Origin of the sequence: Pseudoalteromonas sp. CH_XMU1449-3 (assembly GCF_037027245.1) — a bacterium.
GTDB lineage: Bacteria > Pseudomonadota > Gammaproteobacteria > Enterobacterales > Alteromonadaceae > Pseudoalteromonas > Pseudoalteromonas shioyasakiensis.
In genome coordinates this window covers 1-12,775 of sequence record NZ_JAYMDY010000024.1, presented here as the reverse complement: position 1 = coordinate 12,775, position 12,775 = coordinate 1, and the positions used below count along the sequence as shown (strand labels likewise).

General features: G+C 34.9%; 14 protein-coding genes. All 14 read left to right on the top strand.

Features of this window, described 5'->3' with window-relative positions; translation table 11 throughout:
* Positions 1–191 precede the first annotated feature (191 nt).
* A complete protein-coding gene (locus tag WA256_RS19125; protein WP_371319683.1) occupies positions 192–1,157 on the top strand; it encodes an exopolysaccharide biosynthesis polyprenyl glycosylphosphotransferase in 966 nt (321 codons plus the stop codon).
* A 1-nt stretch (position 1,158) separates the two neighbouring features.
* Positions 1,159–1,905, top strand: a complete 747-nt coding sequence (locus WA256_RS19120) for a glycosyltransferase family 2 protein (protein WP_335992939.1) — start codon at positions 1,159–1,161, stop codon at positions 1,903–1,905.
* Positions 1,902–2,999, top strand: a complete 1,098-nt coding sequence (gene rfbB, locus WA256_RS19115; RefSeq protein WP_175083421.1) for a dTDP-glucose 4,6-dehydratase — start codon at positions 1,902–1,904, stop codon at positions 2,997–2,999. Before WA256_RS19120 ends, rfbB begins: the two co-directional genes overlap by 4 nt.
* A gap of 1 nt (position 3,000) precedes the next feature.
* The gene (gene rfbA, locus WA256_RS19110; RefSeq protein ID WP_175083422.1) at positions 3,001–3,876 is read left to right on the top strand and encodes a glucose-1-phosphate thymidylyltransferase RfbA; all 876 of its coding nucleotides are present in this window, start codon (positions 3,001–3,003) and stop codon (positions 3,874–3,876) included.
* A 2-nt stretch (positions 3,877–3,878) separates the two neighbouring features.
* The gene (locus WA256_RS19105; protein WP_175083423.1) at positions 3,879–4,280 is read left to right on the top strand and encodes a sugar 3,4-ketoisomerase; all 402 of its coding nucleotides are present in this window, start codon (positions 3,879–3,881) and stop codon (positions 4,278–4,280) included.
* Positions 4,277–4,726 carry an acyltransferase gene (locus WA256_RS19100; protein WP_175083424.1) on the top strand — a complete coding sequence of 150 codons (450 nt, stop codon included), beginning with the start codon at positions 4,277–4,279 and terminating at the stop codon, positions 4,724–4,726. Before WA256_RS19105 ends, WA256_RS19100 begins: the two co-directional genes overlap by 4 nt.
* Entirely contained in the window at positions 4,723–5,823 is a 1,101-nt protein-coding gene (locus WA256_RS19095; protein WP_335992936.1) for a DegT/DnrJ/EryC1/StrS family aminotransferase, read from the top strand. Before WA256_RS19100 ends, WA256_RS19095 begins: the two co-directional genes overlap by 4 nt.
* A complete protein-coding gene (locus tag WA256_RS19090) occupies positions 5,820–7,088 on the top strand; it encodes an O-antigen translocase (RefSeq protein WP_175083426.1) in 1,269 nt (422 codons plus the stop codon). Before WA256_RS19095 ends, WA256_RS19090 begins: the two co-directional genes overlap by 4 nt.
* On the top strand, positions 7,078–7,890 hold the full coding sequence (locus tag WA256_RS19085) for a glycosyltransferase family 2 protein (RefSeq protein ID WP_335992934.1): 813 nt from the start codon (positions 7,078–7,080) through the stop codon (positions 7,888–7,890). The genes WA256_RS19090 and WA256_RS19085 overlap by 11 nt, the downstream gene beginning before the upstream one ends.
* A complete protein-coding gene (locus tag WA256_RS19080) occupies positions 7,883–9,157 on the top strand; it encodes a hypothetical protein (protein ID WP_335992932.1) in 1,275 nt (424 codons plus the stop codon). Before WA256_RS19085 ends, WA256_RS19080 begins: the two co-directional genes overlap by 8 nt.
* A 41-nt stretch (positions 9,158–9,198) precedes the next feature.
* Positions 9,199–9,984 carry a glycosyltransferase gene (locus tag WA256_RS19075; RefSeq protein WP_335992930.1) on the top strand — a complete coding sequence of 262 codons (786 nt, stop codon included), beginning with the start codon at positions 9,199–9,201 and terminating at the stop codon, positions 9,982–9,984.
* Positions 9,985–10,007: 23 nt separating this feature from the next.
* Positions 10,008–11,183: a nucleotide sugar dehydrogenase gene (locus tag WA256_RS19070; RefSeq protein WP_335992928.1), complete on the top strand. Its 1,176-nt coding sequence runs from the start codon at positions 10,008–10,010 to the stop codon at positions 11,181–11,183.
* 275 nt (positions 11,184–11,458) lie between these two features.
* Positions 11,459–12,367 carry a UTP--glucose-1-phosphate uridylyltransferase GalU gene (galU, locus tag WA256_RS19065; RefSeq protein WP_335992926.1) on the top strand — a complete coding sequence of 303 codons (909 nt, stop codon included), beginning with the start codon at positions 11,459–11,461 and terminating at the stop codon, positions 12,365–12,367.
* A 117-nt stretch (positions 12,368–12,484) separates the two neighbouring features.
* The coding region (locus tag WA256_RS19060) for an SDR family NAD(P)-dependent oxidoreductase (protein ID WP_335992924.1) at positions 12,485–12,775 on the top strand (291 nt) is incomplete at its 3' end.

Sequence of the window (12,775 nt, the reverse complement as noted above, 5' to 3'; positions counted from 1 at the left end):
TATTTTCTTGGTTGTTTTCTGTTTAATACTAAGGTAGCAGAACTTGGAGATATTGAATTTTTTATTGTTACAAATGTAATAAAATTAGAGTAAAATACATACTTAAGTATTGAGAAGTGTTTATACAAAATTACAAAATGGAGTGGGCAATGAGCCTAAAAGTAATTTCACTTAATGATGATCAAAATAACATGGATGATTCTTTTGACTTAGGATCATTTCAATTGAAAGAGCATTTTAAATCAAAAAAAGAAGTGCTATCGCAGGATAGAATTTATGTATATTGCCCACCTGAACTTGCAAACAGCATAGGCATTATTGTTGAAGATTATTCATTTGATATAGTAGTCAACGATTACACTGTAACTGATTTTACAAAAAAAGTGATATGTCACTATCAAAGCAGTGATTTAACTAAAGCACAGCGTAAATTTTTAGTAAAAGCTACAGAATATGGTGCTTGGGTTGAGCCTTTGGTCAGCTATTTAGATGATAGGTTAGGTTATACAGAAGTGCGATTGCTCCATAGTAGTTATTTCTTACACCAAAAAGCTTTTTCAATACTGTCCCACAAAAAAACACAAGTAACTAAGCGCTTCGTAGATATAGTAAGCGCGGTATTATTGCTGATAGTCACTTTGCCATTTTCCATGCTTACGATGTTATTAATTAAGCTTGAAAGCCCTGGGCCTATTTTATTTAAGCAAAAAAGAACAGGTCAGTATAATATCGAGTTTGAAGTATTTAAATTCCGCTCTATGCGCAATGATGCTGAAAAAAATGGGGCTCAATGGGCTTCAAAAAATGACGCGCGAGTTACAAGGGTCGGTAAATTTATTAGAAAAACTCGAATCGATGAAATACCACAGTTAATAAACGTCATAAAAGGTGAAATGTCAATTATTGGCCCTCGACCTGAGCGAGAGGTATTTATTGAGGACTTAGAACAAGAGATACCATATTACCGTTTTAGACATGCAGTAAAACCTGGGGTGACAGGCTTAGCTCAAGTTAAATACCCTTATGGCGCGTCAGTTGAAGATGCTGTTTGGAAACATAAGTATGACATTCATTATATTAAACATCATACGTTGTATTTAGATATAAAAATACTTTTGTTGACTGTTAAAACGGTACTATTTGGAATGGGTCGTTAATATGAATGAGCCTTTAGTTTCCATTATTATGCCTGCGTATAATTCAGAAAAGTATATTTCTGAAAGTATCGAGTCAGTTATACTGCAAACTTTTAAAAACTGGGAGTTATTAATTACAGACGATAGATCATCTGACAATACTCAAAATGTTGTTGAACAATATTGTGCAAAGGATTGTCGCATTAAGTTATATGTAAATAAAGAAAACGGTGGGGCGGGAGCTGCAAGAAACAACTCGATTACGCATGCGAAAGGGCGCTACATTGCTTTTTTAGATTCTGATGATCTTTGGCACCCAGCAAAGCTTGAGAAGCAAATTACGTTTATGCTCGAGCACAACTACGGCCTAACTTATACTTCGTATCAAAAGTTTACTGGGAACTCTTATTTAGGGGTAGTAACTCCACCTTTAAGTACAAACTATAGTAAATTACTCAGTAGTAATGTGATTGGTTGTTTAACGGCTATTTACGATACTGAAATTGTTGGAAAGCAATTTATGCCGCTCATACGTAAAAGGCAAGATATGGGGCTATGGTTGAAGGTTTTAAAGATAACACCTAAAGCTTATTGTATTCGTGAAACACTTGCTTATTATCGTATAGATTCAGGCATGACTCAGAATAAGTTTTCAGTACTTAAGTGGCAATGGCGTTTCTATCGAGAGGTGGTAAAGCTTAACTTATTAAAAGCATGTTATCATTTTAGTATTTACTCAATTAAAGGTTTTATAAAACATTCTGTATGAAAATACTTGTAACTGGTGGGGCCGGATTTATAGGCTCGGCGCTAATACGTCATATAATAAACAATACAAAAGATAGTGTTTTAAATGTTGATAAATTGACATATGCAGGTAATCTTGAGTCACTTAAATCGATTGAGCAGAGTGAACGATACAGTTTTGCAAAAGTTGATATATGTGATGCACAAGCATTAGAAGAGGTTTTATTTAAGTTTAAGCCTGATGCTGTTATGCACTTAGCAGCAGAAAGTCATGTTGATCGTTCTATCACAGGTCCAAGTGACTTTATTCAAACGAATATTCTAGGTACTTATACCTTGCTGGAAGTTGCAAGGGAATATTGGAATGATCTCGAGGCAAATAAAAAGTCTGCATTTAGGTTTCATCATATTTCTACAGATGAAGTATATGGTGATTTACCACATCCAAATGAAGTTAAAGACTACAAACAAGAGCTACCATTATTTACCGAACAAACACCTTACGCACCAAGTAGTCCTTATTCTGCAAGTAAGGCATCAAGCGATCATTTGGTTCGAGCCTGGCAACGCACATATGGTTTACCAACGATACTCACTAATTGCTCTAATAACTATGGGCCATATCATTTTCCAGAGAAACTAATTCCGCTTGTTATTTTAAATGCGCTTGATGGTAAAGATTTGCCTATTTATGGTAGAGGTGATCAAATTCGTGATTGGTTATATGTAGAAGACCATGCCAGAGCGTTGTATAAAGTAGTGACAGAAGGCGAAGTAGGTGAGACATATAACATAGGCGGTCATAACGAAAAACAAAATATTGAAGTTGTTCAGGCAATTTGCAGCATTTTAGATGAGTTAGTGCCTAAAGTTACTAAATATGCAGAGCAAATTAAATTTGTGAATGACCGACCAGGGCATGACCGCCGGTATGCAATAGACTCTTCAAAAATGAATAAAGACCTCAACTGGACACCTATTGAGACTTTTGAGACAGGTTTACGTAAAACAGTTCAATGGTATTTAGATAACGTACACTGGTCTCAAAATGTACAAGATGGTACATACCAGCGCGAACGTCTTGGCGAAATAAACAAAGTAACTCAAGGTAAATAAAATGAAGGGAATTATACTCGCTGGCGGCTCGGGAACTCGCCTGTACCCTATCACTATGGGTGTATCAAAGCAGTTATTACCTATTTACGATAAACCAATGATTTATTATCCGCTATCAGTTTTAATGTTAGCGGGTATTCGTGAAATACTAATTATTACAACTCCTGAAGACAGCGATTCTTTTAAACGTTTACTGGGTGATGGTTCGCAGTTTGGTATTGAGCTAAGTTACACTGTACAGCCTCGCCCTGATGGGCTAGCGCAAGCTTTTATATTAGGTGAAGAGTTCATTGGTAATGACGATGCATGCCTTGTATTAGGTGATAACATTTTTTACGGTCAAGGCTTTACTCCAAAATTAAAGCATGCAGTACAAAATGCAAAAGAAGGTCAAGGTGCAACTGTATTCGGTTATCAAGTAAAAGACCCTGAACGTTTTGGCGTAGTTGAATTTGATGAAAATCAAAAAGCTATTTCGATTGAAGAAAAACCCAACAATCCAAAGTCAAACCTTGCTGTAACAGGACTTTATTTTTACGACAATTCAGTTGTTAAATTGGCAAAAGAAGTTGAACCTTCACATCGTGGTGAATTAGAGATTACCTGCCTTAACGAAATGTATTTAAAGCAGAATAAGCTTAATGTGGAAATTCTTGGTCGTGGTTTTGCTTGGTTAGACACCGGGACTCACGAAAGTTTACTTGAAGCAGCTCAGTTTGTTGAAACGCTTGAAAAGCGTCAGGGTTATAAAGTTGCTTGTTTAGAAGAAATTGCCTTTAATAATGGTTGGTTGTCAAAGCAAGAAATTACAAACTTAGCTAAACCTTTAGCAAAAAATGGTTATGGAAGGTACTTGTTAGAGATTTTTAAGGATTAAGGATGAGTTTAGTAAAACTATTAAGCTTTAAATCGTTAGGCGATGAGCGAGGAAACTTAATATCCCTTGAGCAAAATAAGAATGTACCATTTGAGATAAAAAGAGTTTATTACTTATTTAATACAGACAAAGATGTAACTCGGGGGTTTCACGCCCATAAAGCATTACAACAAGTAGCTATTTGTGTAAAAGGTAGTTGCTTGTTTACTTTAGATGATGGTACTAAACGCGAAAAAGTTAAGTTAGATGACCCGACTGTTGGGTTGTATATTGGTAATAACCTGTGGCGAGAGATGTCAGAATTTACTTATGACTGCGTATTAATGGTAATTGCTAGTGAACTCTATGATGAGAGTGATTATATCCGTGATTATGATCAGTTTTTAAAGGAAGTAAGCTTATGATTCACTCGATGAGTGATGTTCAATCTAAGGACGTTGGGGAAGGTACAAACATTTGGCAGTTTTGTGTTGTATTGCCCAATGCAAAAGTAGGTAATGAATGTAATATCTGTTCACACTGTTTAATTGAAAATGATGTAATTATAGGTCACAGGGTAACCGTGAAAAGTGGCGTTCAACTATGGGATGGTGTGACTATAGAGGATGATGTATTCATTGGCCCAAATGTGACCTTCACAAATGATATACGACCTAGATCAAAGCATTATCCAGATAAGTTTTTGAATACTGTAGTTTGTAAAGGTGCGTCTATCGGCGCAAATGCAACTATTTTACCTGGTATCAAGATTGGTGAGTACGCGATGGTAGGTGCAGGTTCTGTTGTTACTAAAGATGTCCGAGCAAATACTATAGTAGTAGGGAACCCTGCAAAAGAGATAAGTAAATGATCCCATTTTTAGATTTAAAGAAAGTAAATACACAATACCAACAGGAGCTTAAAGATGCTTGCTCACGCGTTATTGATTCTGGTTGGTATTTAAATGGTAATGAATTAAACGCATTTGAAAGTGAGTTTTCACAATACTGCCAAACAAACTATTGTGCGGGGGTTGCTAATGGTTTAGACGCACTTTCTCTAACTTTACGAGCTTGGAAGGAGCTCGGACAACTTAGCGATGGTGACGAGGTAATTGTTCAAGCCAACACTTATATAGCTTCAATACTTGCTATTACTGAGAATAACTTAGTGCCTGTTCTTGTAGAGCCCGATGAAAAAACATTTAATTTAGATGCAAGTAATATTGAAAAAGCTATTACTTCTAAAACAAAGGTTATATTACCTGTTCATTTGTACGGGCAAATATCACCAATGAAAGAAATCCTAGAAATTTCTAAAAAGCACAAACTACTAGTACTTGAAGATTGCGCACAGGCTCATGGCGCGGAGCTTGATAGTAAAAAGGCCGGAAGTTGGGGGGATGCAGCTGCATTTAGTTTTTATCCTGGTAAAAATTTAGGCGCTCTAGGTGATGCAGGAGCTGTTATTACAAATGACAATGAATTATTTAAAACTATTAAAGCTCTTGGTAATTACGGAACGTCAGAAAGGTATGTACATCAGTTTAAAGGTGTAAATAGTAGAATGGATGAAATCCAAGCGGCTATGTTACGTGTAAAATTAAAGCACCTTAACAGTGAAATTAAAGCACGCCAAAAGGTGGCAAAAAGTTACTTGGAAGGAATAAATAATTCGTTAATTGGGCTACCACAAGTTGGTGATTTAAAAACCCATGTTTGGCACTTATTTGTCATAAAAATTAAGAATAGAGAAAAGTTAGTTAATTTTTTAGCAAAAAATGGAATACAAACGCTTGTTCATTATCCTACACCTCCACATAAGCAGGAAGCTTATGAAGAATATAATAACATGCAGCTACCTGTAACTGAAAGAATTCATGAGCAGGTGTTAAGTTTGCCAATAAGTCCTGTACTAACTGATAAAGATCTAGCTTATATTATTGATACGGTTAATTCTTTCAAATGAATCTAGCTAGAACCTCTTTATTGAGTCTTGCATCAACATTAGTGAAACTTTTGAGTGCCTTGGTAATTAACAAGGCACTAGCTTTATTTGTTGGTCCGGCAGGTGTAGCAACTGTAGGCCAATTTCAGAATTTTTTTCAGTCTGTAATGTCACTATCGCAGTGCGGTATTGTACCCGGTGTTACAAAGTATACTGCTGAGTTTAAGAGTCAACCGGCTGTTCTATATGAGCTCTTTTCTACATCGTTAAAAATTACTTTGTCAGTTACACTCATTATTAGTGTGGTTATTTTTTCTATATCAGAGTATTTATCTTCTAGCCTTCTTGGTAAAAAGGAATTAAGCTATATATTCAAAATATTGAGCGTTAGTCTTTTCTTATACGTGTTAAATAGTCTTGCTTTAGCTGTTTTAAATGGGCTTAAAGAAATAAAAAAGTATATAGCAATTAATATAAGTCAAAGTTTAATCGGCTTGTTTTTGAGTTTGATTCTTATATATAATTACTCACTCGACGGAGTGCTGCTAGCTATAGTTCTCAATCAATCTATAGTGTTTTTATTCTTAATATTTAAATTGAGAAACCATTTTGTTGCAAGATTTTGTTTTTTTACAGCTAAATTCAATAAAGAACATGCAATTAATTTGTCCAAATTCTCTATAATGACATTGACTTCCGCCTTGTGTATGCCAATAGCTTTGATGTTAATTCGAAGCGAGATTACTTTAAAATTTGGAGAGGATTTTGCTGGGTATTGGCAAGGTGTATGGTATATTTCTTCGATGTATCTATTTTCTGCAACTACGGTGCTTTCAACATATTTCTTACCACGCTATTCTGAGATTAATTGTAGAGAAGAGTTAAAGAAAGAGTTGTTTAATGCATATAAATTTATTACTCCAATACTATTAGCGGTAACGCTGCTTATTTACTTTATGAGGGAAAGTTTAGTCGAGTTACTTTTTTCAAGTGACTTCTCACCTATGGTAGAACTTTTCTTTTGGCAGCTTGTTGGTGATTTTATAAAAATATGTTCTTGGTTACTCTCATTTTTACTATTATCTAAATCAATAGTGAAGGTATTTGTTTTTCTAGAAATATTTACAACAATCACATTTGTTTTCTTAGTCAAATTGTGTACAAATATTATGGGTATTGAAGGGGTTGTATTTGCTTATTCATTGAATTATTTTATATATTTTCTTACTTTACTTTTAACTGTAAGGCACTTCTTTTTTAATCGAAGAGGTAATAATGTCTTGTAAAATATCTGTTATTATACCATATTATCAGCATGCTGATTTTATAATTTCTACAATAGATTCTGTATTGTGTCAAACCTTTAGCTCTTTTGAATTGATAGTGATAAATGATGGTTCACCTTGTGGTATGCACCAATTGCTTGAAAACTACAGTTTAGAAAGAGGGTTTAAATATATTTACCAAAAAAATTCTGGGGTATCTGCAGCAATAAACCGTGGGATACTTGAGTCAAAAGGTAAGTATATAGCTATTATTGGCTCTGATGACTTAATGTACTCGGATAGATTGGAAAAGCAATTCAATATTATGGAGAGCTTGAAAATTGATGCCTGCGCAACATATGTGCAAAGGATTGATAGTAAAGGGCGTTTTCTTGATCAAAATAATCCAGCTCCACAAGCTTTTGTTGATTTTGGATATTTTTTTAGTACCTGTTTCTATTTTCCTGCACCAAGTGTAATGTATAGGAAAAAATCATTAATTAACATAGGATGTTTCGACGAAAATAAATCAATTGAAGATTGGGGAGCTTGGCTTAAATTATCACAGTCGGGGTGTGTAATGTACTTACTTGGGGAGGTCTTAACTAAATACAGGATACATAACAGCACTACTTCAAACTATGTTAAAATGTATAGCGGGATAGTTGATATACTTGTGGACTACAGGGAGTTTAAAGTTAGGGCGTTATATTTATTAACTTTTAACTTCTTAAGGTATTACTTAAAAAGTTTTGGAAATGGTTGTATGAATAAAATTTTAAGGATTTATTTTAGTGGTTTAAGAAGAGTTTTAAATGGCTGATGTAGCTCTGTTTTTAACGCCTTTGCTATTTCTTCTGGTGTTTTATCTTGTAAAAAGTACTATAAGTGACGGTTTTTTATTTTCTGCTCCATTAATATTTTATCAGCTAATATTTTCCACTTTTATAGGTGTGCTTTTAGTGTATTTATCTTTTTTAGAGCCCATTAGATTGGAGTCTATTAGTGATGATACTAAAGAGACTGTTTTTGTTTTTGTTTTTTACTCAGTGATGATTATTTTAATAGGGTATTGCTTATTTATAAAGTTCTTTAGCATTAACTCAGCACTTTTAAGGTATGATATAAATGTGGATGAAATTAAAACTTTGATAAGGGTGGGGATCTTTTTTATTGGTTTTTACACTCTTTTTAAGTTTGTTCTAAATTATTCTGTTTCACCTTTGGTGTCATTAATAAAAGGTGATTTCGTTAATGCTGCGTTACTACGCGCTGCTATTCAAAAAAGAGAACTTTCTGTTGATTTAGCTTACATTGGAAAGATAGCGTATTTATTCTGCTTTTATTTACCAATTGCATCCCTATATACTTATTTGGGAACTAAAAATAAAGTTTTTATAAAATACTTCATTATTTCATTAATTATTTCAGTGCCAAATTTGATGTTTGATATACAAAAAGCACCTATGCTTATTCTAGTTATGGGATTTTTTTTCGCTTACATTCAGTTTTATACAGCTTCAGTTTCAATGATAATTAAACTCTCATTGTTAATGCTTTTTCTTATCTTATTTTATGGTTTTTTTATGGGGAAAGAGGGGGGGCTTAACGAGGTTGTCATTAGTATTATGGATAGGTTGTTGGTTGGGCAAAACCAAGGGATGTATTATTTCTACCAGTACTATCCACCAAGTCTACAGGGGGTTTTTTCAGATTTGCCATTTTCTGAACTTCTTGGTGTTAGGGAGCCTAAACCAGATGAATTAATACTTCCTTACATCTATAAAGATCTTACAAACTTAGTGAATTCAAATACTTTTTTTATTGGGGAAGCATGGGCCTTTTTTTCTTGGGAAGGTGTGTTTATTGTTCCTTGGATTGTTGTACTAATACTATCGTTTTACTTATATTTCTTTAGGTTTCTCATTATAAAGAATCACTATATTTGGTGGCCAGCTTCATTGGTTTTTTTTGCTACTATTCCAATAAATCAATCTTTACAGTTTATTTTGTATCAAAAATATTTTTTCTATTTTTTGTTCTTTCTAATTATTCCTATTATATTTATTAAAAAAGGTAAGTTGAGTTAATTATGGTGTATATATGCGTATCTACAACCTATGATAGGTTAATGACTTTAAGCCCTTTTATAAATATAGATAATAATGAGCATGTATCTTACATAGTCTCGTGTCAAGGGAACAGAGTAATTCCAACAGATGAATATAGAAAAAAGACTTTGGAGATTTTTGGTAATAATGTTTTAATTTCTTTTATCGATGGCTTTGGCCTATCAATCAATAGGAATAATGCTATTTTTCAAGCACTCAAAATTGCCGATAATAAAGATTATATATATATTTGTGATGATGATGTTGAGATTAACTTTCGAGGACTTAAAAAGCTTACCTCTCTAATGGAAGATAAAAATTTAGAATTTGCTGTAGGAAAGGTCGAAACTTTTGATGGTGAGGAGTTTAAGTGTTATAAAAATGATAGTTTCAATATATCATCACTGTCATGTGGCAAAATAAGTAGTATAGAGATTATTGTATCTGTTGAATTTTTATCAGAAAATTCGATTCGGTTTAATGAAATGTTTGGATTAGGTGCTAGGTACCCTTCAGGTGAAGAGTTTATTTTTTGTAACGATTTACTCAAAGCAGGTGGAAGAGGTTTCTTTTTCCCTATTGTAGTTTGCAAGCACCCTCCAGTTTCAAGCGGCACTGATTTTTTTACTACAAAAGCTAGAGTACAAGCTAAAGGTGCTATGTTATCTGCTGTTTATGGTACCCCTTGTGGGTTCTTCCTCGCTCTTTTGTTTAGTTTGAAAAAGTTTCCTAAGTACATGAACTCAATATCTTTTTTTGCATTCACGAAAGAGATTTTAAAAGCAGCTCTAAATTACAAAATTTAACGTAGTTTTTTAGGTATTATTGTATGAAAACATTTCGGATATGTGTTGTGGGTACTGGTTATGTTGGTTTATCTAACGCAATGCTTTTAGCGCAGCATAACAAGGTCGTTGCTTTGGATATTGATGAGCAAAAGGTTGCTCTATTACAAAGTAAACAATCGCCAATCGTTGATACGGAAATTAGCGATTTTTTACAAAATAAGCCACTTAATTTTACTGCTACAACTAATAAAGAGTCTGCGCTTTTGAATGCAGAGTTTGTAGTTATTGCCACCCCAACTGATTATGACCCAGAAACCAACTATTTTAATACTCGCTCGGTAGAGTCGGTAATTTCTGATGTGTTAGCAATAAACCCAACCGCAACTATGATTATTAAATCGACAGTGCCTGTGGGTTATACCAAGGCGGTTAAAGAACAGTTTGGCACTGATAATGTTATTTTTTCGCCTGAGTTTTTACGTGAAGGTAAAGCGCTATACGATAACTTACACCCATCACGCATTATTGTGGGTGAACAAAGTGAGCGCGCAAAAGTTTTTGCAAATTTATTGGCAGAAGGCGCTGTAAAAACCGATATCGAAGTATTATTTACTGACTCAACCGAAGCTGAGGCGATTAAGTTATTTTCGAACACTTACCTTGCAATGCGTGTAGCTTATTTTAACGAGCTAGACAGCTACGCTGAAAGCCATGGTTTAGATGCAAAACAGATTATTGAAGGTGTAGGCCTAGACCCACGTATTGGTAAACATTATAACAACCCATCGTTTGGCTATGGTGGTTACTGTTTACCAAAAGATACCAAGCAGCTTTTGGCTAACTACCAAAATGTACCGAACAATATGATCCGCGCGATTGTTGATGCCAATACAACCCGTAAAGATTTTATTGCTAAATCGATAATTAAACGCAACCCTAAAGTGGTGGGGATTTACCGTTTAGTGATGAAGTCAGGCTCTGATAATTTTAGGGCGTCGGCTATTCAAGGCATTATGAAACGCATTAAGGCTAAAGGTATTGAGGTGGTAGTTTACGAACCAACCTTTGAAGGCGAAGCGTTCTTTAATTCGCGTGTGATCAAAAACCTTGATGAGCTTAAAAATATCTCTGATGTAATTGTATCGAACCGGATGGCCGAAGAGCTGCAAGATGTAGCAGATAAGGTTTATACCCGCGATTTGTTTGGTAGTGATTAAGCTAAACTAGCTTTAAGTGGTAAGCCGAGTGTGCATATTCGCCGCTGAGGTGATAGATGGCACCGTAGGCGTGAAATTTATTTCGCGCGATAGTATTTGCACTAAGAGAAGTGAATGAGAAATAAAAGAGAAAGCCAGAATAAACTTTGGTTTGATTTACTCTTTTTAATTATTGGTTTTAACGAAAATATATGAAAAACCATTCAGCTTGTATCTACTTTGGTACTGTTAGTTTGATGTTATTGTAGATTAAATTATTAAATAAGGGACTAGTTATGAAAGCTGTTATTCCTGTTGCGGGCCTTGGTACTCGCATGTTACCGATGACAAAGGCAATTCCTAAAGAAATGCTGCCTTTAGTTGATAAACCGCTTATTCAATACATAGTAAACGAGTGTGTAGCGGCAGGTGTTAAAGAGATTGTATTAGTTACCCATAGCTCTAAAAATGCCATAGAAAACCACTTTGATACCAGCTTTGAGCTTGAAGCAACCCTCGAAAAACGTGTAAAACGTACTCTGCTTGAAGAAGTACGCTCTATCTGTCCACCCGATGTAACCATTATGCACGTACGCCAAGGCGAGGCTAAAGGATTAGGCCATGCTGTTTTGTGTGCAAAACCAATCGTGGGTGATGACGACTTTGTTGTTGTATTGCCCGATGTAATTTTAGATAGCTACACTGCAGATCAAAAAACCGAAAACATTGCTGCTATGATCAAGCGTTTTAATGAAGTTAAAGCAAGCCAAATCATGCTTGAACCAGTACCACAAGAAAGCGTACATAAATATGGTATTGCTGATATTAGTGGCGTGAAAATTAAAGCGGGCGAAAGTGCACCAATTAAAACTATGGTCGAAAAGCCAAAAGCTGAAGAAGCACCATCTAACCTTGCAGTTGTAGGTCGTTATGTGTTATCTAAAGCGATTTGGCCATTACTTGCTAAAACACCAGCGGGTGCAGGCGGCGAAATTCAGCTTACTGATGCTATCGATGAGCTAATGAAGCACGAAATTGTTGAAGCATTCCACATGAGCGGCCGTGCCCACGACTGTGGCGATAAACTAGGCTATTTAAAAGCGATAGTTGAATACAGCATGGGTGACGAAAACTTGGGTGAAGAATTTACTGATTTCGTAACGCAAATGGTTATCCCTTCTGAAAGACACTTGAAGGCAGTCTAATTTAATTAGGTTATTGAACCGTATAGATTAAAAATTAATTAAGGTCTAGAGAATACTAATTTTCTGGCCCTTTTTTGCTGCGTGCGTATAAGAAAATATTACAAAGATGGAAGTTTTATGACCATTTTAGTCACCGGCGGAGCCGGATACATCGGTTCTCACACCGTATTAGAGTTATTACAACAAGGTACTGACGTTGTTGTACTCGATAACTTAAGCAATTCATCAAATGAGTCATTGGCTCGCGTAAAAAAAATAACAGGCAAAGACGTCACGTTTTATCAAGGTGATATTTTAGATAGAGCCTGCTTAGACAAAATCTTCAGTGAACATACTATTGATAGTGTTATTCACTTCGCAGGTTTAAAAGCGGTTGGTGAATCGGTTGTAAAACCTATCGAGTATTAT

What these genes read in the sequence shown, in the direction of transcription:
- WA256_RS19095 (WP_335992936.1), top strand. Translation starts at nt 4,723, where the DNA reads ATGATCCCATTTTTAGATTTAAAGAAAGTAAATACACAATACCAACAG.
- WA256_RS19080 (WP_335992932.1), top strand. Translation starts at nt 7,883, where the DNA reads ATGGCTGATGTAGCTCTGTTTTTAACGCCTTTGCTATTTCTTCTGGTG.
- WA256_RS19120 (WP_335992939.1), top strand. Translation starts at nt 1,159, where the DNA reads ATGAATGAGCCTTTAGTTTCCATTATTATGCCTGCGTATAATTCAGAA.
- WA256_RS19125 (WP_371319683.1), top strand. Translation starts at nt 192, where the DNA reads ATGGATGATTCTTTTGACTTAGGATCATTTCAATTGAAAGAGCATTTT.
- WA256_RS19105 (WP_175083423.1), top strand. Translation starts at nt 3,879, where the DNA reads ATGAGTTTAGTAAAACTATTAAGCTTTAAATCGTTAGGCGATGAGCGA.
- WA256_RS19090 (WP_175083426.1), top strand. Translation starts at nt 5,820, where the DNA reads ATGAATCTAGCTAGAACCTCTTTATTGAGTCTTGCATCAACATTAGTG.
- WA256_RS19075 (WP_335992930.1), top strand. Translation starts at nt 9,199, where the DNA reads ATGACTTTAAGCCCTTTTATAAATATAGATAATAATGAGCATGTATCT.
- WA256_RS19085 (WP_335992934.1), top strand. Translation starts at nt 7,078, where the DNA reads ATGTCTTGTAAAATATCTGTTATTATACCATATTATCAGCATGCTGAT.
- WA256_RS19100 (WP_175083424.1), top strand. Translation starts at nt 4,277, where the DNA reads ATGATTCACTCGATGAGTGATGTTCAATCTAAGGACGTTGGGGAAGGT.
- rfbA (WP_175083422.1), top strand. Translation starts at nt 3,001, where the DNA reads ATGAAGGGAATTATACTCGCTGGCGGCTCGGGAACTCGCCTGTACCCT.
- galU (WP_335992926.1), top strand. Translation starts at nt 11,459, where the DNA reads ATGAAAGCTGTTATTCCTGTTGCGGGCCTTGGTACTCGCATGTTACCG.
- rfbB (WP_175083421.1), top strand. Translation starts at nt 1,902, where the DNA reads ATGAAAATACTTGTAACTGGTGGGGCCGGATTTATAGGCTCGGCGCTA.
- WA256_RS19070 (WP_335992928.1), top strand. Translation starts at nt 10,008, where the DNA reads ATGAAAACATTTCGGATATGTGTTGTGGGTACTGGTTATGTTGGTTTA.